20 protein-coding genes are annotated in these 20,775 nt (G+C 33.1%); 16 read left to right on the plus strand and 4 right to left on the minus strand.

Features of this window, described 5'->3' with window-relative positions; translation table 11 throughout:
- Window positions 1-16: 16 nt before the first annotated feature.
- The 5 genes from OA85_RS07500 to dnaG all read left to right on the plus strand — a co-directional run bounded on the left by OA85_RS07500 (window position 17) and on the right by dnaG (window position 5,575).
- Entirely contained in the window at window positions 17-994 is a 978-nt protein-coding gene (locus OA85_RS07500) for a polyprenyl synthetase family protein (protein WP_039108907.1), read from the plus strand.
- Window positions 995-1,141: 147 nt separating this feature from the next.
- The gene (locus OA85_RS07505; RefSeq protein WP_039108908.1) at window positions 1,142-1,702 is read left to right on the plus strand and encodes an RNA polymerase sigma factor; all 561 of its coding nucleotides are present in this window, start codon (window positions 1,142-1,144) and stop codon (window positions 1,700-1,702) included.
- Window positions 1,689-2,381: a hypothetical protein gene (locus OA85_RS07510; RefSeq protein ID WP_039108909.1), complete on the plus strand. Its 693-nt coding sequence runs from the start codon at window positions 1,689-1,691 to the stop codon at window positions 2,379-2,381. Before OA85_RS07505 ends, OA85_RS07510 begins: the two co-directional genes overlap by 14 nt.
- 32 nt (window positions 2,382-2,413) lie before the next feature.
- Window positions 2,414-3,466, plus strand: coding sequence for a hypothetical protein (locus OA85_RS07515; protein WP_039108910.1), 1,053 nt, complete (start codon window positions 2,414-2,416; stop codon window positions 3,464-3,466).
- Between the two features lie 132 nt (window positions 3,467-3,598).
- Window positions 3,599-5,575 carry a DNA primase gene (gene dnaG, locus OA85_RS07520; protein ID WP_039109442.1) on the plus strand — a complete coding sequence of 659 codons (1,977 nt, stop codon included), beginning with the start codon at window positions 3,599-3,601 and terminating at the stop codon, window positions 5,573-5,575.
- Here dnaG and OA85_RS07525 read toward each other — a convergent pair.
- Together OA85_RS07525 and nadE are read right to left on the minus strand one after the other, a co-directional pair.
- A complete protein-coding gene (locus OA85_RS07525; RefSeq protein ID WP_039108911.1) occupies window positions 5,572-6,201 on the minus strand; it encodes a response regulator transcription factor in 630 nt (209 codons plus the stop codon). The genes dnaG and OA85_RS07525 overlap by 4 nt on opposite strands.
- Window positions 6,202-6,300: 99 nt before the next feature.
- The gene (gene nadE, locus OA85_RS07530) at window positions 6,301-7,101 is read right to left on the minus strand and encodes an NAD(+) synthase (RefSeq protein ID WP_039108912.1); all 801 of its coding nucleotides are present in this window, start codon (window positions 7,099-7,101) and stop codon (window positions 6,301-6,303) included.
- Window positions 7,102-7,200: 99 nt separating this feature from the next.
- Here nadE and gldB point away from each other — a divergent pair, with 99 nt between their 5' ends.
- Window positions 7,201-8,157, plus strand: coding sequence for a gliding motility lipoprotein GldB (gene gldB / locus OA85_RS07535; RefSeq protein ID WP_039108914.1), 957 nt, complete (start codon window positions 7,201-7,203; stop codon window positions 8,155-8,157).
- Window positions 8,157-8,492: a gliding motility protein GldC gene (gene gldC, locus OA85_RS07540; RefSeq protein ID WP_039108915.1), complete on the plus strand. Its 336-nt coding sequence runs from the start codon at window positions 8,157-8,159 to the stop codon at window positions 8,490-8,492. The genes gldB and gldC overlap by 1 nt, the downstream gene beginning before the upstream one ends.
- An 85-nt stretch (window positions 8,493-8,577) precedes the next feature.
- Here the strand turns inward: gldC and yihA are convergent, their stop codons facing one another.
- On the minus strand, window positions 8,578-9,198 hold the full coding sequence (gene yihA / locus OA85_RS07545) for a ribosome biogenesis GTP-binding protein YihA/YsxC (RefSeq protein WP_039108916.1): 621 nt from the start codon (window positions 9,196-9,198) through the stop codon (window positions 8,578-8,580).
- Between the two features lie 31 nt (window positions 9,199-9,229).
- On the minus strand, window positions 9,230-10,003 hold the full coding sequence (locus tag OA85_RS07550; RefSeq protein ID WP_039108917.1) for an alpha/beta fold hydrolase: 774 nt from the start codon (window positions 10,001-10,003) through the stop codon (window positions 9,230-9,232).
- Between the two features lie 381 nt (window positions 10,004-10,384).
- Between OA85_RS07550 and mraZ the strand changes: the two genes are divergently transcribed.
- The 9 genes from mraZ to murG all read left to right on the plus strand — a co-directional run bounded on the left by mraZ (window position 10,385) and on the right by murG (window position 20,773).
- A complete protein-coding gene (gene mraZ / locus OA85_RS07555) occupies window positions 10,385-10,858 on the plus strand; it encodes a division/cell wall cluster transcriptional repressor MraZ (RefSeq protein WP_039108918.1) in 474 nt (157 codons plus the stop codon).
- Window positions 10,833-11,741 carry a 16S rRNA (cytosine(1402)-N(4))-methyltransferase RsmH gene (rsmH, locus tag OA85_RS07560; RefSeq protein WP_197056057.1) on the plus strand — a complete coding sequence of 303 codons (909 nt, stop codon included), beginning with the start codon at window positions 10,833-10,835 and terminating at the stop codon, window positions 11,739-11,741. The genes mraZ and rsmH overlap by 26 nt, the downstream gene beginning before the upstream one ends.
- A gap of 6 nt (window positions 11,742-11,747) precedes the next feature.
- Entirely contained in the window at window positions 11,748-12,095 is a 348-nt protein-coding gene (locus OA85_RS07565) for an FtsL-like putative cell division protein (protein WP_035670148.1), read from the plus strand.
- A complete protein-coding gene (locus OA85_RS07570; protein WP_039108920.1) occupies window positions 12,086-14,089 on the plus strand; it encodes a penicillin-binding protein in 2,004 nt (667 codons plus the stop codon). Before OA85_RS07565 ends, OA85_RS07570 begins: the two co-directional genes overlap by 10 nt.
- A complete protein-coding gene (locus OA85_RS07575; RefSeq protein WP_039108921.1) occupies window positions 14,086-15,549 on the plus strand; it encodes a UDP-N-acetylmuramoyl-L-alanyl-D-glutamate--2,6-diaminopimelate ligase in 1,464 nt (487 codons plus the stop codon). Before OA85_RS07570 ends, OA85_RS07575 begins: the two co-directional genes overlap by 4 nt.
- 93 nt (window positions 15,550-15,642) lie before the next feature.
- A complete protein-coding gene (mraY, locus tag OA85_RS07580; protein ID WP_039108922.1) occupies window positions 15,643-16,872 on the plus strand; it encodes a phospho-N-acetylmuramoyl-pentapeptide-transferase in 1,230 nt (409 codons plus the stop codon).
- Window position 16,873: 1 nt separating this feature from the next.
- Window positions 16,874-18,205: a UDP-N-acetylmuramoyl-L-alanine--D-glutamate ligase gene (gene murD, locus OA85_RS07585; protein ID WP_039108924.1), complete on the plus strand. Its 1,332-nt coding sequence runs from the start codon at window positions 16,874-16,876 to the stop codon at window positions 18,203-18,205.
- 129 nt (window positions 18,206-18,334) lie between these two features.
- Entirely contained in the window at window positions 18,335-19,624 is a 1,290-nt protein-coding gene (locus OA85_RS07590; protein WP_039108925.1) for an FtsW/RodA/SpoVE family cell cycle protein, read from the plus strand.
- Window positions 19,625-19,684: 60 nt separating this feature from the next.
- On the plus strand, window positions 19,685-20,773 hold the full coding sequence (murG, locus tag OA85_RS07595) for an undecaprenyldiphospho-muramoylpentapeptide beta-N-acetylglucosaminyltransferase (RefSeq protein ID WP_039108926.1): 1,089 nt from the start codon (window positions 19,685-19,687) through the stop codon (window positions 20,771-20,773).
- Window positions 20,774-20,775: the final 2 nt, after the last annotated feature.

The raw sequence follows: 20,775 nt of genomic DNA on the forward strand, positions 1-20,775 counted from the left end.
TATATTTGAAATCTAAATGAATGTCACCTCTAAAATAAAACAGCCCATTTTCGATGAAATGGAACTTTTTGAAAAAAAGTTCTACGAATCGATGACTTCAAAAGTGGCTTTGTTAAATAGAATCACTTATTATATTGTAAACAGAAAGGGAAAGCAAATGCGTCCTATGTTTGTTTTTCTTACTGCCAAAATGGTTTCGGGAGGTATTGTAAACGAAAGAACCTATCGAGGAGCTTGTGTTATTGAACTTATTCATACCGCTACATTAGTTCACGATGATGTTGTTGATGACAGCAATCGTCGAAGAGGTTTTTTCTCTATCAATGCGCTTTGGAAAAATAAAATTGCAGTTCTGGTTGGGGATTATTTGTTATCCAAAGGATTGTTGCTCTCTATTGATAATGGTGATTTTGATTTACTTCGAATTATTTCAGTCGCTGTTCGCGAAATGAGTGAAGGCGAGTTACTCCAAATAGAAAAAGCCAGAAGACTTGACATCACTGAAGATGTTTACTACGAAATCATTCGAAAAAAGACAGCAACACTTATTGCAGCCTGTTGCGCGCTTGGTGCAAGATCCGTTATTGAGGATGAAGTTCAGGTAGAGAACATGCGAAAATTTGGAGAACTCATCGGAATGGCTTTTCAAATAAAAGATGATTTATTCGATTATACGGATGAAGCCATTGGGAAACCAACAGGAATTGACATCAAAGAACAAAAAATGACTTTGCCTCTTATTCATGTTTTGAATACGTGTACTTCCAAAGAAAAAAGCTGGCTGATTAACTCCATTAAAAACCATAATAAAGATAAAAAACGCGTCAAAGAAGTTATAGCTTTTGTAAAAAACAATAATGGATTACTTTATGCGGAACAAAAAATGGTAGAATTCCAGCAAGAAGCACTTTTACTTTTAGATAATTATCCAGATTCTGAGTTTAAAGATGCGTTGATTTTGATGGTAAACTATGTTATTGAAAGAAAAAAATAATTTTTTTCAAAATAATTTCCTTTCGTAAACTATTGATTTTGTTGCCCTTTTTTATTTTCGAACTGTAAGTCGAAAAAAATATAAATTAACATGCAACCTTTTTGCATTGTTAATCGTCTATGCTAATAGAAACACTTTATAAAGATTTTGAAAGTAATCAACTTACATCAGGAGGAAAATGAATTAATCCAGTTAGCTGTCGAAAGTAATCGGCAGGCGCAACAGAAGATTTATACCCAGTTTTCTCCAAAAATGTTAAGTGTTTGCCGTCAATACATAAAAGACATTCATCAGGCAGAAGATATCATGATTACCGCTTTTATGAAAGTTTTTACAAATCTGAAAAATTTTCAGCATAAAGGAAGTTTCGAAGGTTGGATTAGAAGAATTATGGTGAACGAATGTATTTCTTTCATTAGAGTCCAAAAAAAGGTAAAATATATTGAGGATGAAGATTATTTTGAAGAAAGCTTCAATAACATCGAAAGCCAATTTTCAATTGATGCTATCCAGTTTTTGATAGACAGTTTGCCGGATGGTTATAAAATGGTTTTCAATTTGTATGCTATAGAGGGGTACAAACATCAAGAGATTGCCAGTATGTTAGGGATTAATGAAGGAACATCTAAATCGCAATTGTCACATGCCAGAAAAATGCTGCAAGGACAAATTAGCAAGTTAAAAAATTACGATAATGGAACGGAATAAATTAGAGACACAGTTTAAAGAGCAATTGGATTCTCGGGAGATCAAACCATCAGAAATGGCTTGGAACAAACTGGATGCAATGCTTATGGTTGCTGAAAAACCAAAAGCTAAATTCCCTTGGATGTATATTGCGGCAAGTATTTTGGGATTTTTATTTATAGGGACAGTTTACTTTAATCAAAAAAACGATGCAATTAAAAATCAGAAAAAAGAAGTTGTAATTCAGGATGCGGTTACTCCTAAAAGCACTGTAACTACTGCTATTGTTGTCAATCCGAAAATAGAAGAAGAAAAAAGTGTAGTTATTAATGTTGTCCAAAAAACAACTTCAAAAATCAATAAGATTACTAAGTTAAAAGAAGAATCAATAATCATTAATAAGAGTTCAAATCAAAATCAAGTAGCAGAAGTTTCAATCAGTAATCAAAAAACAGAACAAAAATCAATCAAACCCCAAACCAATACTGTTTCAGTTGACGTACTGCTGGCAGCTGTTGAAAATCCTTCGAAAAGGGAAAAACAATTGAATCAAAAACCAGTTGTGCATGTAAATGCGAGTAATTTACTCTTGCAAGTGGATGGCGAATTAGAACTTTCCTTTCGAGAAAAAATAATCAATAAGGTAAGTAAGAATTACCAAACAGTAAAAGTTGCTTTATCCAATCGCAATTTAGAATAAAAATCATCAATCATCATTAAAATCAAATCATCATGAGAAATTTTACCATTTACTTAGCACTACTTTTATGTCTTTATGCCAGCAAAATGCTTGGACAGGAAACATTTGAAAAACGAGCAAAAAGCATTGCTTCAAAAATCGAAAGTATAACAAAAGAAGAAAAAGCGGCCTTGAAAATAGAAGTTGAAGCGGTTAACAATCAATTAATAAACGGCACGATTTCTCGAGAAGAAGCCGAGAATAAAAAGAAAGCTTTAGCAGAAGCCAGAGCAATAAATATTGAATCGAAAGTAGCTCAGGAGCAAGAAAACCTAAAAAATCTAGTTCAGGAAAAGGTGGACGGGAAAATCAAGGAGCAAGATAGTCTGAAAAAACACAAATTTGAATTGAATTGGGATTGGGAAAAAGATTCAAAAAGGAATGATTCTATTCGTTCAACAAAAGGAGAGCAAAGAACAACTTCCCAGTTTGTATTTGCCGCAGGTTTAAATAATTTAGTTACTGATGGAAAAGTTCAGGATTCTGATTACCGATTTTTAGGTTCTCATTTCTATGAATTGGGAGTTAGTTACAATAGCCGAATTGCAAAAAATAATAATCTGCTTCATGCAAAATATGGCTTGTCAGTGATGTATAATAATTTGCGTCCCACAGACAATCGTAATTTTGTTATAAACAGTAACCAGACTAATCTTGTGGTGAATCCTGTTGATTTAAAAGATTCTCGTTTTAGAAATGTATATTTAGTTGCACCAGTTCATTTAGAGTTTGATTTTTCAGGTAAAAAAATGAAAGAGGACAAGCCATTTTTCAAAACACATCAAAGTTTCCGTCTTGGAGTAGGTGGTTATGCAGGAATCAACTTAAAGTCAAAACAAATTATCAAATACGATGATAATGATTTAAAAGCTACTGAAAAAACCAAAGGAGATTTTAATACCAGCAATTTTATCTATGGTTTGAGTACTTATATTGGATATAAAGAAACGAGTTTGTACTTGAAATATGATTTGAATCCCTTGTTTAAAGACAATGCAGTGAAACAAAATAACGTTTCTTTAGGACTGCGTTTCGATTTAAATTAAAATTTGGTTGAGTTAGTTTTATACTTTGAGAAGCACTTCGAAAGAAGTGCTTTTTTTATTTTAGATATTGAATTATCAGCTTTGATTTGTGTATTTTTGTGGACTTTTCAATTACTAAATATTTCTTACGATTTGATTTCAAAAGCCACTATAGATACTGTTTTCGAAACTGCTCGAGTAGAGGAGGTTATTGGTGATTTTGTGCATTTGAAACGTGCAGGAAGTAACTTCAAAGGGTTAAGTCCGTTTTCTGAAGAGCGTTCTCCATCGTTCATGGTTTCTCCTGCCAAAGGAATTTGGAAAGATTTTAGTTCTGGAAAAGGGGGCAACTCTGTGGCTTTCTTGATGGAACATGAAAAGTTCACGTATCCGGAAGCTATTCGCTATTTAGCCAAAAAATACAATATTGAAATTGAAGAAACGGAGCAAACCGATGAAGAGAAAGCCAATACTGATGTTCGAGAAAGTATGTATTTGGTTTCGGAATTTGCAAAAACCTATTTTCATAATACACTTTTAAACTCTGAAGAAGGGAAAGCTATTGGGTATTCTTATTTCAAAGAAAGAGGTTTTACTAATGAAACCATAAAGAAGTTTGGATTGGGATATTCACCTGAAGCTTGGGATGCTTTTACCAAAGAAGCTTTAGGAAAAGGATATAAATTAGAATTCCTGGAAAGTACGGGTTTAACAATAGCTAGAGAAGACAGGCCATTTGACCGTTTTAAAAGTCGTGTGATGTTTCCAATACAAAGTATGTCAGGAAGGGTTTTGGGTTTTGGAGGAAGAATTTTAACCAATGATAAAAAAGCGGCAAAATACCTGAATTCTCCAGAAAGTGATATTTACCATAAAAGTAAAGTTCTTTATGGAATCTTTCAAGCCAAACAATCTATCGCTAAATTGAATAATTGTTATTTGGTTGAAGGATATACGGATGTAATTCAGTTCAATCAATCCGGAATTGAGAACGTGGTTGCTTCTTCCGGAACAGCTCTGACACCAGACCAAATCCGTTTAGTCAACAGATTGACCAAGAATATTACCGTTCTTTTTGATGGAGATGCTGCGGGACTTCGTGCTTCTATTCGAGGAATTGATTTGATTCTTGAGGAAGGAATGAATGTGAAAGTATGTACTTTTCCTGATGGTGAAGATCCGGACAGTTTTGCCAAAAAAACATCTTATGACGATTTAGTTTTATATCTCGAAAATAATGCAAAAGATTTCATTCAGTTTAAAGCCTCGCTTTTGATGAATGAAGCAAAGAATGATCCTATAAAAAAAGCCGATTTAATTCGGGATATGGTATTGAGTATTTCTAAAATTCCAGATAGAATTCAGAGAGAAATTTACATTCAGGAATGTTCCAGAATTATGGATATTTCTGAGCAAGTGCTTGTGAGTACTTTGGCACAATTAGTTCAAAAAGATGTTTCTGAGGTTGGAAAAAAACAAAAACAAGAGCAAAAAGCTTTTGAAGTTGTGAAAAATGAAAATCCGGCAGAAACAGAAAAAGTAGATGTTCTTTATCGTTTGGAAAGGAAAATAATCGAGATTCTTTTGTTATATGGGAATAAAACAGAAGAGTTTGAAGATACTTTTTTGAAAACAAATGAGGATGGAGAAATAGAAAATGTTTTAGAAAAAAAGGAATATAAAGTATATCAGAGAATTTATTTGAGTCTGCAGGAAGATGAGGTTGAATTAGCCAATCCATTGTTTCGCGATATATTCAATAATTTGATAAACTTCTATCATCAGAATGAAAACTTCAGTTTAGAGCAGTATTTGATGCACTTACAGGTAGATTTAGCACAAGAGGTAACCGATATTTTGATGGAAGATGAAAGAGTTGTTTTGCACAATTGGGAAGGACAAAATATTTTTCCAAAGTCTAAAAATGATACAATAGTTCAGAATGTTTCTGAGACCATTTTAACGTTGCGATGGTATTTAGTAGGTAGAATCATCGAAGAATTAAAAAGCTCTGTATTATCGGAAGTAAATTCAGATAATACAGAGCCTATGTCAATGATTATGGATTATAATATGTTAATCCATTCTTTTTCAAAAAAATTAGGAAGAGTAATGTCTAGATATTACTAAACAATTTCTAATGTTTTTGCTTTGTTTACTAAATCTACTAAATTAGTAACATTCAGTTTTGTTAGTAGTCTTAATTTGTAAGTACTAATTGTTTTTTCGTTGAGTTTTAGAATTTCGGCTATTTCATGATTCTTTTTTCCATCACTTAAATAGCGTAATACTTCTACCTCACGGTTAGAAAGCTTTCGATACAATCGTTCGCTCTTACTTTGTTTTGCAATTAATGCTAGGTTTTTCTTAACTGTTTCGTTAATAATTATCTTTCCTTGATGTACTTTGATAATTGAAATTCCTAAAGTTTCTAGTTTTTCTTTTTTGTGGATAAAACCTGAAACCCCAGCTTTTATAGCATTAGGTGCATAAATTTGTTCAGAAAGACCACTGAATATAATAATTTTTGTTTTTGGGAAGTTTTTCAAAACTGATTTTACTTCAAAAATGCTTGAAAGCCCCTCTAATTCCAAATCCAATATTAATACATCAATCTCTTTGGTAAGCAGTATATCTCGTACCATCAAAAAATTACCAACATTGGCAACTATTGATATTTCGGCATGGTCTTTAAAGTAAGATTTTACTCCAAAATGCACTACGGGATAATTGTCGGCTAAACATACTTTAATCATGGTATTTAATTTTATTTAAGTGTTGTTTATCTTTTGGACAGTAAATTTAATAAAAAAATTCTGTAATTAATTGGAAATCAATATAAAATATGATTTTTTTTATAAATTTGATATTAAACAAACTGGTATTGCATTCATTTTGTGTTTGTTGGTGTTATTTAGACGTTTGTAAATTTCAAAAACTACCTTTTCTCTGCCAGTAAAATCATTTGCTGATTTTCCAGTTTCATCCTCATTCATTGCCCATTCCAGCTCATCATAACTAGCACCTAATTGATCCTCATCAGTTCTTTCATCACCAAATAATCCGTCAGAAGGAGATGCTTTTAAAATTGAATCTGGAACTTCTAAGTAAGCACCCAAGCTATATACTTCGGATTTCAATAAATCAGCAATAGGACTCAAATCTACTCCGCCATCGCCATATTTTGTATAGAAACCTACTCCAAAATCTTCTACTTTATTTCCTGTACCGGCAACTAATAATCCATAAATACCAGCAAAATAATACAAGGTAGTCATTCGTAGGCGTGCCCTAGTATTGGCTTGAGATAAGTGGAGCTTATGGGTGTCAATAGTATCTGGAACTATTTTTTTGAAACTTTCAAAAACATAAGTTAAGTCAGATTCAACACTTGTTACATTTGGGAATCTATTTTTTAATTGTTCGATGTGTTCGCGTCCACGAGTTACATGACTGTGCGGTTGGTGTATTGGCATTTCAACACATAAAACTTGTAATCCGGTTTGGGCGCATAATGTTGAGGTGACTGCTGAATCTACTCCTCCTGAAATTCCTATGACAAATCCGTTAACTTTAGCATTTTCGGCATAAGTTTTTAACCAATTTACTATATGAGTATTCACTTTTTCAACTTGGATTGTACTTTTTTTAGTCATAATAGTTTACGTTTTAAAAAGCAGGAATGTATATTTGCAAAATCAATTAGTTGCGCATTGGTTTCCTTTGTTCTTAGGACACAAATTTAATTAATAAATATGAAAAAAAATCTATTTTTTGTAGTCTTTTGTCTCTTTTTTTTATCCTGTGAGAAAAAAAATAAGGTAGAAAATGCTGTAGAGAAAATTCCGTTAAAAATAAAAATAGAACGCTTTGATAAAATATTTTTTGAAACTTCCCCAAAAGATTTAGATAAAGTAAAGGTAGCCTTTCCTTTCTTTTTTCCTGCAGGAAGCGATAATAGTATTTGGTTGAATAAAATGCAGGATCCAATATGGAGAGAATTGTATACTGAAGTTCAAAAAAAGTATGCTAATTTTGAACCAGAAAAAGTAGAGTTGGAGTCTCTTTTTAAGCATATTAAGTATTATTTTCCTCAAACTAAAACTCCCAAAATTATTACTGTAATCTCTGAAATGGATTATAATAATAAGGCTATTTATGCGGATAGTTTGGTGATTATTTCGCTTGAATTGTACTTGGGAAAAAACCATAAGTTTTATCAGTTTCCAAATTATATAAAACAAAATTTTGAGCAAAGACAAATCTTACCAGATGTAGTTTCGAGTTTCTCGTCTCATAAAATTGCCCCTGTGACTGATAAAAAAATGTTAAGCCAAATGATTTATTTTGGAAAACAATTGTACTTAAAAGACTTACTTTTGCCAAATTATACAGATGCAGAAAAAATGGGATACACGCCTGAGCAAGTAAAATGGTGTGAAGAAAATGAAAGTTATATGTGGCGTTATTTTATCGAAAAAGAAATGCTTTACAGCGATGATCAAAAGTTAATACCTCGATTTATAAATCCAGCGCCATTTTCTAAGTTTTATCTGGAAATTGACAATGAATCGCCAGGACAAGTTGGTGCCTGGATAGGGTGGCAAATAGTTCGATCCTTTATGAAAAATAATGAAGTCCCTATTGCAGATTTATTAAAAACAGATGCAAAAGAAATATTTATGAAATCAAAATACAAACCTAAAAAGTAATGTCAGATAAAAATACCTCAGAAATTAAGTTTCTAATCGAATTAGACGATAATCGTGTTCCGGAAAAATTAATGTGGTCCGCAAAAGACGGTGGAGTAGAACAAGAAGAAGCAAAAGCTATTATGTTGTCCATTTGGGACAGTAAAGTAAAAGAAACAATGCGTATCGACTTGTGGACAAAAGATATGCCAGTTGATGAAATGAAAATTTTCTTTCATCAAACTTTGGTTGCTATGTCAGAAACCTTCAAGCGTGCCACTGATGATGAGAAAATGGCGGAAACCATGAAAGATTTCTGTGATTACTTTGCAGAAAAATTAGAGCTAACAAAATAAATAAGATTTTGTTTAAAATGAAAAATCCCAAAACTATTATTTTAAGTTTTGGGATTTTTGGTTTTTAAATATATGAAGGTGTTTTCTAAAACTGACTGTTGTTTTTGAAAACTTCTTGATTCACTTCGTCAATATAGGAAAGTAACTCTTCTTTTCCTGTAGATTCAGTTGCTGATGTAACAAAATAATGAGGCATCTCGGCCCAGTTATTAGCAAACATTTTCTTTTTGTATGCAGCAATATGAGAATCGATTTTTACTTTGCTTATTTTATCTGCTTTGGTAAAAACGATGCAAAAAGGAATTTCACTTTCGCCCATGTAAGACATAAATTCGATGTCTATGGTTTGTGCTTCATGACGAATATCAATCAGAACAAAAGCGCAAACTAATTGTTCTCTTGTTTCAAAATAATCAGTGATGAATTCCTGAAAAATAGATTTTGTTTTTTTTGAAACCTTGGCATAACCGTAACCTGGTAAATCAACTAAAAACCAGTTGCTGTTGATCAAAAAATGATTAATCAATTGTGTTTTTCCTGGTCTTCCAGATGTTTTAGCTAACTTTTTATGGTTTGTCAGCATGTTTATCAAGGAGGATTTACCAACATTTGATCGGCCTATAAAAGCATATTCCGGCAAAAAGTCTTTAGGACATTTGGCTACATCGGAGTTACTAATAATAAATTCGGCGGTATTAATTTTCATTTCTTTTTTGGTGTAAAATTCTTCTTAAAGATTAGTGTATTGCTAAATGGGTATGGGTTAACCAATCCTCTAGCAAACGATTAAACTCGTCTGGATGTTCCATCATAGCAGCATGTCCGCATTTGTCTATCCAATATAAAGTAGAGTTAGGCAATAATTTATGAAACTCCTCTGCAACATCTGGAGGGGTAACTTTATCATTTTTTCCCCAAATAATACAAGTTTGAACATGCATTTTTGGTAAATCTTTTGCCATGTTATGACGAATGGCACTTTTTGCTATCGTCAATGTTTTTATTAATTTTATTCTGTCATTTACGGATGCGTAAACTTCATCAATAAGTTCTTTAGTGGCTACTTTTGGATCATAAAATACATCTTCGGCTTTTTTCTTGATGTATTCATAGTCACCTCTCTTTGGATAGCTGTCGCCCATCGCACTTTCGTAAAGTCCTGAGCTACCTGTTATTACGAGTCCGGATACTTTTTCAGGATACATTTTAGTGTGATACAAAGCAATGTGCCCGCCTAATGAATTTCCTAAAAGGATTACTCTTTCTAATCCTTTGAATGTGATAAAATCTTTAACGTATTTTGCAAAACTTTTTACGTTTGTTTTTAAAATATTCTGCGTGTATATAGGTAAATCTGGAATGATTATTTTATATCCTTTATTAGAAAAGTAGCTTGCAACAGCATCAAAGTTGCTTAGTCCTCCCATAAGACCATGTAAGATCACAATTGGTGTTCCTTCGCCTGCTTCATAATAGCTGTATCTACCTTCTTTTTTATAGTATTTTTCCATGTTTTTGAATCTGGATTTTCAATTTTGACAAATATAGGATTTAATAAATAAAAATGAATTTTTACAACAATTTTTAATTATTAAATTCTATCTGCAAATATGAAAATAGGAAGCTGTTTTTTGTGTATTTATTTGCAATTTTATGATTATACTCTTTTTATTCCTATTGATTTTAAAGGATGTTTCATACTCTTTTAATCTTGTCTTTTTTTATAACATTACCTTTCTTACAAATAAAATAAAAATTACCTAACGCTCTGATTGTCCAAAAATTAAGGGTTTTTATTCAAAAGTGGTTAAACTTATTAACAAAGTGGTATATAGTGGTAAAATGTGGTAAAATTTTTTATATTTTTGCTCAACATCATTTAAACTTTTTACTTGGATACAATTATTGGAACATATGAATGTAAAGTTGATGCTAAAGGAAGGTTGCTGTTGCCGGCGCCTTTAAAAAAGCAATTGGCTTCTTCTCTTCAAAACGGGTTTGTTTTGAAGCGTTCCGTATTTCAACCTTGTCTGGAGCTATATCCTATGAAAGAATGGGATTTGATGATGCAAAAAATTAATAAACTGAATCGATTTGTAAAGAAAAACAATGACTTTATCCGCAGGTTTACAGCAGGGGTAAAAGTGGTTGAGATAGATGCTTTAGGGCGATTATTAGTGCCAAAAGATTTAGTACTTTTTGCAAGTATAGCTAAGGAAGTTGTGTTTTCATCGGCAGTGAATATTGTTGAGATTTGGGATAAAGATTTATACGAAAAATCAATAAATGGTGAAGATGTTGATTTTGCAGATTTGGCAGAAGAAGTAATGGGAAATATAAATGACGACGACAATGGAATATCATAATCCGGTTTTGCTTCAGGCATCAGTAGATGGTTTAAATATTAAGCCAGACGGCATTTATGTAGATGTGACTTTCGGCGGAGGAGGACATTCAAAAGAAATTTTGAAAAGACTGGGGCCAAACGGAAAATTATTTGCTTTCGACCAAGATGAAGATGCTTTGGCAAACGCATTGCCAGACGAAAGATTTACGCTTATCAATGAAAATTTCCGTTTTATAAAACGGTTTTTACGTTTTTATGGTGTGAAAAGTGTCGACGGAATTTTAGCAGATTTAGGGGTTTCCTCACATCAATTTGATGTTCCTGAAAGAGGTTTTTCTACTCGTTTTGATGCTGAATTAGATATGAGAATGAGTCAGAAAAACGATTTGAATGCCTATCGAGTTGTGAATGAATATGATGATGCGAATTTGAGAAGGGTGTTTTTGGATTATGGTGAATTGAAAAATGCGCCTGCTTTGGCAAGAACAATTATAGAAGCCAGAGAGGAGCAACCAATCAAAACAACCGATGAATTGAAAGAGGTTTTGGCGAAATATTTACCTGAAAGAGTTAGAAATAAAATATTGGCTCAAATCTATCAGGCCATCCGAATCGAAGTAAATCAGGAAATGGATGTTTTGAAAGAATTCTTGGAGCAATCCTTAGAAATATTAAATCCAGGCGGCAGATTAAGCGTGATTTCGTACCATTCTTTAGAAGATAGATTAGTGAAAAGATTTATGAAAAATGGTATGTTTGAAGGTGAACCAGAACGTGACTTTTTTGGTAATTTTTCAGTTCCATTTAAAACTATTGGAAAATTAATTGTTCCGGATAGCGCTGAAATAAAGGAAAATAATAGAGCAAGAAGTGCCAAATTAAGAATAGCTGAAAAGAGATAATTAGTTATGAAAAACGGAGTTTACAGCCTATTAAAAGCTAGATTTCTTATAGATGATGATGCCGTTAAAAACTGGCGATTCATTGTTTTTGTAATTATTTTGGCAATTGTTATGATTGCTAATACACAACGATTTGAGCAAAAAGTATTTAAGATTGCCGATTTGACAAATCAGGTTAAAGAATTACGTTCAGAATTTGTGGACAGACGTTCAGAATTAATGAAATTGAAAATGGAATCGACTGTTTCTGAAAAAATGGTAGAAAAACAAATTTTTCCGTCAACAGTGCCTCCAGTTAAAATCAAAGTTAAAAAAGAAGAAGAAAAAAGCTTTTTCAAAAAAATATGGCAGTAGAAGATAAATACATATCGTACAGAATTTATCTGGTTGCATTTGCTATCTTTTTGATGGCCATTGCGATTGCTGTAAAATTGACAAATATTCAATGGGTTGAGGGTGATTATTATAGAAAATTAGCTAAAGAAAGAACCGTTAGAAATTTTGTGATTCCTGCTAATAAGGGTAATATTTATTCTGCTGACGGGAGTCTTTTAGCAACTTCTATTCCTAATTATGAAATTCGATTTGATGCTGTGGCCCCAAAGCCGGAAGCATTCGAAAAAAATGTTAAGTCATTGTCAGATTCATTGGCTTTAGTTTTAGGAAAGCCGTCAAATTTTTTCCAAAACGAACTACGAAAAGCCAGAGCAAATAAAAACAGGTATTATTTAGTTGCACGTAATTTAAGTTATACCCAGTATTTTAAAATCAAAGGATTTCCATTGTTTAATTTAGGAGCTTATAAAGGTGGCATTATAATCGAACAGGAAACTGTAAGGGAGCATCCGATAGGGAGAATTGCGGAGCGAACTGTTGGTTATGAGAGAACTTCTCATGGTGCATCACTTGATGGAAAAGGAATTGAATGGGCTTTTAGAAAATATTTGAACGGGAAAGACGGGAAAATTTTAAAACAAAAAATAGCAAAAGGACAATGGAAACCGATACGTGATATCAATGAAGTTGATCCGCAGGATGGGTATGATGTAATCTCGACAATTGACGTTTATATTCAGGATATTGCGCATCATGCTTTGCTAAAACAATTGGAATTATACCAAGCAGATCATGGTTGTGTTGTGGTTATGGAGACAAGTACAGGTCATGTGAAAGCAATTTCGAATTTGGGAAGAGCTACTGACGGAACGTATTTTGAAACAACTAATTATGCGGTAGCCGAATCTCATGAGCCTGGTTCTACCTATAAATTAGCCGATTTAATGGCACTTCTAGAAGACAAAAAAGTGGATACTAGTGCTGTTTATGATAGCAATGGAGGTGTTGTAGTTTATTCTGGAAGAAAAGTGCGCGATTCACACGAAGGAGGTTATGGGAAAATTTCTTTAGCTAGAGGTTTTGAGCTTTCATCTAATACTGTTATGGTTCAAGCTGTTTACAATAGTTATAAAAATGAGCCTTCAAAATTTGTAAATCACCTTAATAATTTTGGATTAAATAGACCTCTGGGACTTTCTATTAAAGGAGAAGGTCGTCCCTATGTTCCACAGCCAAGTGATAAACACTGGTCAAATATTTCACTTCCTTGGATGGCTTTTGGATATGGAGTTTCTATTACGCCAATGCAAACATTAACCTTTTATAATGCTGTTGCTAACAATGGAGAAATGGTTAAACCTCAGTTTGTTTCTGAAATCAAAGAGTGGAATAAAACAATAAAAAAATACGATAAAGAAGTTTTGAATCCTAAAGTATGTTCGCAAGAAACAATCAAAAAACTAAAAGCCGTTTTAGCGAATGTTGTAAAAAAGGGAACAGGTTCAAAACTCTATTCTAAAGATTTTTCGATGGCAGGAAAAACTGGAACAGCTGCCGCTAATTATAGTAAAGATGGTGGCTCAGGAAAATATTATATTTCCTCTTTTGTCGGTTATTTTCCAGCAGATCATCCTAAATACTCCTGTATAGTTGTGGTGCATAAACCAAGTACAGCTTTAAATAATTATTATGGTGCTGATGTAGCAGGCCCAGTTTTCAAACGTATTGCGCAAAAGATTTTTACTGATGCACCTTCAACTAATGAGATTAAAAATTTAGATAGAAAAATACAGAAACAAGAGAGTAATTATGATTCGTATTTTGTCAAATCACAAAAAAAAGAGCAGTTAATTCCTAATGTAAAAGGAATGTCAGGAATGGATGCTGTAGCCTTATTAGAAAATTTAGGTATAAAAGTAAAAGCCATTGGAGTTGGAAAAGTGAAAAAACAATCGCTTCAGGCAGGACAAAACATAGTTAGAAACACAACAATTTTATTAGAATTATCGTGAAAATCTTAAAAGACATATTGTATAAAGTAGCTATTGAAGCCGTAAAAGGTTCGACAGATATTGCTATAAACAAAATGGATTTCGATTCTAGAAAAATCGAGTCTAATGATGTTTTTATTGCTATTCGTGGTGCCATTTCAGATGGTCATGATTTTATAGAAAAAGCAATTCAGCAAGGAGCTGTTGCAGTTGTATGCGATACATTTCCAGAAAACATAGCAAAAGGAATTACCTATGTTCAGGTAAAAGACACGAATTCAGCGGTAGCATTTATGGCTGCAAATTATTTTGGAGATCCTTCTCAAAACTTGAAATTAGTTGGGATTACAGGAACAAACGGTAAAACTACCATTGCTTCTTTGTTATATCAATTATTTAAAAAAGCAGGTTTTAAAGTTGGATTACTTTCTACAGTAAAAATTTTGGTTGATGATGTCGAATATAAAGCAACTCACACTACTCCTGATTCGATTACAATAAACCACTATCTAAAAGAAATGGTGGAGAACGATGTTGAATATTGTTTTATGGAAGTGAGTTCACATGGAATTCATCAAAAAAGAACAGAAGCATTGCATTTTGTTGGCGGTATTTTTACCAATTTGTCTCACGATCATTTGGATTACCATCCAACATTTGCAGAATACAGAGATGTAAAAAAATCGTTTTTCGATAATTTACCTAAAACGGCATTTGCATTGTCTAATATTGATGATAAAAATGGACAAGTAATGTTGCAGAATACTGCAGCAAAAAAACTGACATATGCTTTAAAAACCTATGCTGATTATAAAGCGCAAATTCTGGAAAATCAATTGTCAGGTTTGTTGTTGAAAATAAATGGAGATGAAGTTTGGGTAAAACTAATAGGGACATTTAATGCTTATAATTTATTGGCTATCTATGGAACTGCGGTTGAATTAGGGATGGAAAGTCTGGAAGTACTTCGGTTATTGTCTGATTTAGAAAGTGTTTCGGGGCGTTTTCAATTTATTGTTTCGGCTTCAAATATTACAGCGATTGTTGATTATGCGCATACGCCAGATGCATTAGAAAATGTGCTAAAAACAATCAATGACATTCGTACAAAAAACGAACAATTGATAACAGTTGTAGGTTGTGGTGGCAATAGAGATAAAGCCAAGCGCCCAATTATGGCTGGAATTGCATCTGATTTGAGTGACAAAGCAATTTTCACTTCGGATAATCCAAGAAATGAAGACCCGGAAGTTATTATTACTGAAATGGAGCAAGGAGTTGCACCTCAAAATTATAAAAAAACATTGACTATAACGGATAGAAAGCAGGCTATAAAAACGGCTTGCCAATTGGCTCAGCCAAATGATATCATTTTGATTGCTGGAAAAGGTCATGAGACATATCAGGAAATAAATGGCGTACGTCATGACTTTGACGACATGAAAATAGTTAAAGAAATATTAGATCAACTAGGAAAATAAAAGTTTAATCGTTGATTTGGTTAACTGTTTAATCTAATAGTAATCAAATCAGCAACTAAACAAATCAACGATTAACCAAATAAACAAAGATATATGCTATACTATTTATTTGAATATTTAGACAAAACATTAGACGTTCCTGGGACAGGCGTTTTTCAGTACATTACTTTTAGATCTGCATTAGCATTGATGCTTTCTTTGCTGTTATCTACGATTTATGGAAAAAGAATTATCAGTTTCCTGCAAAGACAACAAGTAGGGGAAACAGTTCGTGAACTTGGTTTGGCTGGTCAAAACGAAAAAGCTGGAACACCAACTATGGGTGGTTTAATCATCATATTTGCCACTTTAGTTCCTGTTATACTTTTTGCAAAACTACATAATATTTACATCGTTTTATTGATTGTGACCACACTTTGGATGGGAACTATTGGTTTTATTGATGATTATATCAAAATTTTCAAAAAGGACAAAGAAGGTTTAAAAGGAATTTTCAAAGTTGTAGGACAAGTAGGTTTGGGTTTAATAGTTGGGACAGTTCTTTATTTTAGCCCGGCAGTTACCGTACGTACCGATACAGGAAAAACGGATATTTTTAAAGTATCAACAGAAACAGTTATTACTCCTGCTCCAGTTGAGGAAAAATCTACGGCAACTACGATTCCTTTCTTTAAAAACAACGAATTTGATTATGCTGAATTATTAGCTTGGACAGGTGAAGGATATGAAAAATGGGCGTGGTTGATTTTTATTCCAGTTGTTATTTTCATTATTACTGCTGTTTCTAATGGTGCTAATTTAACGGATGGTATTGATGGACTGGCTGCAGGAACTTCCGCTATTTCGGTCCTCGCACTAGGAATATTTACGTTCGTTTCGGGGAATATTATATTCTCTAATTACTTGAATATAATGTATATACCTAGTTCAGGGGAAATGACCGTTTTTATAGCTGCTTTTGTGGGGTCATTGATTGGATTTCTTTGGTATAATTCCTATCCGGCATCTGTTTTTATGGGAGATACAGGGAGTTTGACTATCGGTGGAATTATAGCTGTTCTGGCAATTGCTGTTCGAAAAGAAATGTTGATTCCATTATTATGCGGAATTTTTCTTGTCGAAAATCTATCAGTTGTTTTACAAGTAAGTTATTTTAAATATACCAAAAAACGCTTTGGCGAAGGCCGAAGAATATTCCTGATGTCACCTTTGCATCATCATTATCAGAAGAAAGGATATCATGAAAGTAAGATTGTAACCCGTTTTTGGATTGTTGCTATAATGCTGGCCATATTATCAATTGTCACTTTAAAATTAAGATAATATGAGGCTAGTGATCTTAGGTGGAGGAGAAAGCGGAGTAGGAACTGCTATTCTGGGTAAGAAAAAAGGATATGATGTTTTTGTGTCTGATTTTGGAAAGATAAAAGGAAATTACAAAGAGGTTCTTATCATTAATGAAATTGCTTGGGAAGAAGAAAAGCATACGGAAGATTTGATTCTGAATGCTGATGTGGTGATGAAAAGTCCAGGAATTCCGGATAAATCTCCAATAATAAAAAAACTTCTAGCTAAAGGAATTCCAGTGTTGTCGGAAATTGAGTTTGCTGCTCCTTTTACAGATGCAACTATAGTAGGAATCACTGGAAGTAATGGAAAGACCACCACCACGATGTTGACTTATCATTTGCTAAAATCAGCAGGATTGAATGTTGGATTAGGGGGGAATATTGGAAAGAGTTTCGCCTGGCAGGTGGCAGAGAATAAATTCGATTCGTATGTGCTTGAATTGAGTAGTTTTCAATTGGATGGGATTGTAAATTTTAAGCCACATATTGCGATTATTACGAATATTAGTCCAGATCATTTAGATCGATATGATTATAAATATGAAAATTACATTGATTCAAAATTTAGAATTACAATGAATCAAACCGAGGAAGATTACCTCATTTATGATGCAGATGATGAAGCCATTGCAGAATGGTTTAAAACACATACAACAAAAGCCAAATTAATTCCTTTTTCATTGACAAAGACTTTCAGCGAAGGAGCTTATATAAAAAACAACAAAATGGAAATTTCAATCAATCAAGAAGAGTTTACAATGGACACAGAGCATATTGCCTTAGAAGGAAAACATAACATGAAAAACGCAATGGCAGCAACCTCTGTGGCAAAATTGATGCAAATAAGAAAGTCTACAATACGTGAAAGTTTATCTAATTTTCAAGGAGTAGAACATCGTCTTGAGAAAGTATTGAAAATTCAAAATGTACAATACATCAATGATTCAAAAGCAACTAATGTAAATGCTACTTTTTTTGCATTAGACAGCATGAATACGCCTACGGTTTGGATTGTGGGAGGTGTTGATAAAGGAAATGATTACAACGAATTGATGTCATTAGTTCGTGAAAAAGTGAAAGCGATTATTTGTCTTGGTGTGGATAACAAAAAGATTATAGATGTTTTTGGGAATGTAGTTGACATGATGATTGAGGTTGACAATATGAATGATGCCGTGAGAATGGCACAACGATTATCAGAAAAAGGAGACACGGTATTATTGTCGCCCGCTTGTGCAAGTTTTGATTTATTCGAAAACTATGAAGACAGAGGAAATCAATTCAAGCAAGCGGTTAAGAATTTATAAATTCAGATTATTAGATTGTTAGACTTCTTAGATTATTAAATTGTTAGAAAATTATAAATAGTCTCTAATAATTTGATAATCCAAGATCGAGTCAAAGTCTAAAAATCTAAGAAGTCTAAAAATCAAAAAATGAAACAACTAATAAACAATTTAAAAGGAGATAAAGGAATTTGGTCATTTGTGGCCTTATTAGCCTTGTTTTCATTTATGCCTGTTTTTAGTGCGAGTAGTAACTTGGCTTATATTGGTCATGGAACAGGAAATACATTAGGTTATCTGGTAAAGCATTTAGCGCATATTGCCTGTGGTTTTACGATTATTTATTACGTTCATAAAATTCCCTATCATTATTTTCGTTCTATTTCTAAATGGTTATTGCCTGTAGTATGGGTAGTTTTAGCCGTTGCGATGATAAAAGGAACGGTGATTGGCGGAGCTAATGCTAGTCGATGGCTCCAAATTCCGTTTGTGGGGATTTCGTTTCAGCCTTCGGCTTTTGCTGCTTTGGTTCTGTTTGTATTTGTGGCGCGCTATTTGTCAAAAACAAGAGAGAAAGCTATTGATTTTCTAGAATCATTAAAAGAGCTTTGGCTTCCAGTTTTTATTACGTTAATTTTTATTCTGCCTTCAAATTTTTCCACTACGGCATTAATTTTTTCGATGATTTTAATGTTGGTCTTCATAGGCAAATATCCGATGAAGTATATCGCAATAATTGTAGGTACGGGAATTTTATTTCTAGCTTTTTTTGTTTTGCTTTCCAAAGCTTTTCCAGATGCTAAATTTTTTAACCGAGTAAAAACTTGGGAAAGTCGTATAGAAAACTTCTCAACAGATAAACCTGACGAAGATGATTACCAAATAGAAAAAGCTAAAATTGCTATTGCTTCGGGACAAATATATGGATTAGGGCCAGGTAAAAGTGTTCAAAAGAATTTCTTGCCACAATCATCTTCCGATTTTATTTACGCCATTATTGTTGAGGAATACGGACTTTTAGGAGGTTTGGTAGTACTTGGGCTGTATTTATTACTGTTGTTTCGATTTGTAATTGCTTCACATAAAGCCAATACATTATTTGGAAAATTGGTGGTAATAGGACTTGGTTTTCCAATGATTTTTCAGGCGATGATTAATATGGCAGTTGCAGTAGAATTATTGCCTGTTACGGGACAAACTTTGCCATTAATAAGTAGTGGTGGAACTTCTATTTGGATGACCTGTATCGCATTAGGGATCATTATTGGTGTAACCAAAAAAGAAGAAGAAATCGCTCAGGAATTAAAAGATGCGGCTAAAAGAGAAGAAGCGCTTCAAAAACTAATCGATAGAGAATTAGAAGAGGAAGTTGTGATAGAAGGAGATTATTCTATTGAAGATAAAGCTACGAATCCAATGAATGCAGTTTTAAATAAGTAATTCGGTTTTCAGAGAAAAAGTAAATTATAAAAACTTAGGAACTCAGTAACTTTAATAAAAATGAAACAGTATAAATTCATATTAAGCGGTGGTGGAACAGGCGGACATATTTATCCGGCAATTGCAATTGCCAATGAATTAAAATCTCGTTTTCCTAATGCCGAAATTCTTTTTGTAGGTGCCAATAATAAAATGGAAATGCAAAAAGTGCCTCAAGCAGGTTACAAAATCATAGGACTTTGGATTGCAGGATTACAACGAAGACTGACATTTGATAATGCGCTTTTTCCAATTAAATTGCTTTCAAGTTTATTGAAATCCAGAACAATAATCGCAGCGTTCAAACCGGATGTGGTTATTGGAACCGGAGGTTTTGCAAGCGGGCCTTTATTGCAGGTAGCTGGGATTGCAGGTATTCCAACAGTAATTCAAGAGCAAAATTCCTATCCTGGGATTACCAATAAATTATTGAGTAAAAAAGCAAGTAAAATTTGTGTTGCATACGAAAATTTGGAACGATTTTTTCCAAAAGGAAAAATGATTTTGACCGGAAATCCAGTGCGTCAGGATTTAATTGATATCGACAGTAAAAGAGCAGAAGCCATTCAATATTTTAATTTAGACTCTAAAAAGAAAACATTGTTAGTTCTTGGAGGAAGTCTTGGTGCGAGAAGAGTCAACCAATTAATCGAAAAAGAATTGGAAAATATTCTTTCTCAAAATGTTCAGGTGATTTGGCAATGCGGAAAATTATATTTAGAAGATTATAAAAAATATAACAAAGAAAATGTTCAGGTAGTCGCTTTTATAGAAAGAATGGATTTAGTTTATGCTGCTGCAGATGTTATTATTTCCCGAGCAGGAGCGTCATCAGTTTCGGAGTTGTGCATTGTTGGGAAGCCAGTAATTTTTATTCCTTCACCAAATGTAGCTGAAGATCATCAAACTAAAAATGCTCAAGCCATTGTTGATAAAAAAGGAGCGTTAATACTCAAAGAATCAGAGCTTGATTCGCAATTTGGTCTTGTTTTTGAAGCCTTATTGAAAGATCAGGGAAAACAAAATCAGTTGAGTGAAAATATAAAACAATTGGCTATGCCAGAGGCAACAAAACAAATTGTTGACGAAATTGTGAAGTTGATTAAATAGAA

It is taken from the genome of Flavobacterium sp. AED (assembly GCF_000812945.1).
GTDB lineage: Bacteria > Bacteroidota > Bacteroidia > Flavobacteriales > Flavobacteriaceae > Flavobacterium.

What these genes read in the sequence shown, in the direction of transcription:
- OA85_RS07500 (WP_039108907.1), top strand. Translation starts at nt 17, where the DNA reads ATGAATGTCACCTCTAAAATAAAACAGCCCATTTTCGATGAAATGGAA.
- OA85_RS07510 (WP_039108909.1), top strand. Translation starts at nt 1,689, where the DNA reads ATGGAACGGAATAAATTAGAGACACAGTTTAAAGAGCAATTGGATTCT.
- OA85_RS07515 (WP_039108910.1), top strand. Translation starts at nt 2,414, where the DNA reads ATGAGAAATTTTACCATTTACTTAGCACTACTTTTATGTCTTTATGCC.
- OA85_RS07525 (WP_039108911.1), bottom strand. Translation starts at nt 6,201, where the DNA reads ATGATTAAAGTATGTTTAGCCGACAATTATCCCGTAGTGCATTTTGGA.
- nadE (WP_039108912.1), bottom strand. Translation starts at nt 7,101, where the DNA reads ATGACTAAAAAAAGTACAATCCAAGTTGAAAAAGTGAATACTCATATA.
- gldB (WP_039108914.1), top strand. Translation starts at nt 7,201, where the DNA reads ATGAAAAAAAATCTATTTTTTGTAGTCTTTTGTCTCTTTTTTTTATCC.
- gldC (WP_039108915.1), top strand. Translation starts at nt 8,157, where the DNA reads ATGTCAGATAAAAATACCTCAGAAATTAAGTTTCTAATCGAATTAGAC.
- yihA (WP_039108916.1), bottom strand. Translation starts at nt 9,198, where the DNA reads ATGAAAATTAATACCGCCGAATTTATTATTAGTAACTCCGATGTAGCC.
- OA85_RS07550 (WP_039108917.1), bottom strand. Translation starts at nt 10,003, where the DNA reads ATGGAAAAATACTATAAAAAAGAAGGTAGATACAGCTATTATGAAGCA.
- rsmH (WP_197056057.1), top strand. Translation starts at nt 10,833, where the DNA reads ATGACGACGACAATGGAATATCATAATCCGGTTTTGCTTCAGGCATCA.
- OA85_RS07565 (WP_035670148.1), top strand. Translation starts at nt 11,748, where the DNA reads ATGAAAAACGGAGTTTACAGCCTATTAAAAGCTAGATTTCTTATAGAT.
- OA85_RS07570 (WP_039108920.1), top strand. Translation starts at nt 12,086, where the DNA reads ATGGCAGTAGAAGATAAATACATATCGTACAGAATTTATCTGGTTGCA.
- mraY (WP_039108922.1), top strand. Translation starts at nt 15,643, where the DNA reads ATGCTATACTATTTATTTGAATATTTAGACAAAACATTAGACGTTCCT.
- murD (WP_039108924.1), top strand. Translation starts at nt 16,874, where the DNA reads ATGAGGCTAGTGATCTTAGGTGGAGGAGAAAGCGGAGTAGGAACTGCT.
- OA85_RS07590 (WP_039108925.1), top strand. Translation starts at nt 18,335, where the DNA reads ATGAAACAACTAATAAACAATTTAAAAGGAGATAAAGGAATTTGGTCA.
- murG (WP_039108926.1), top strand. Translation starts at nt 19,685, where the DNA reads ATGAAACAGTATAAATTCATATTAAGCGGTGGTGGAACAGGCGGACAT.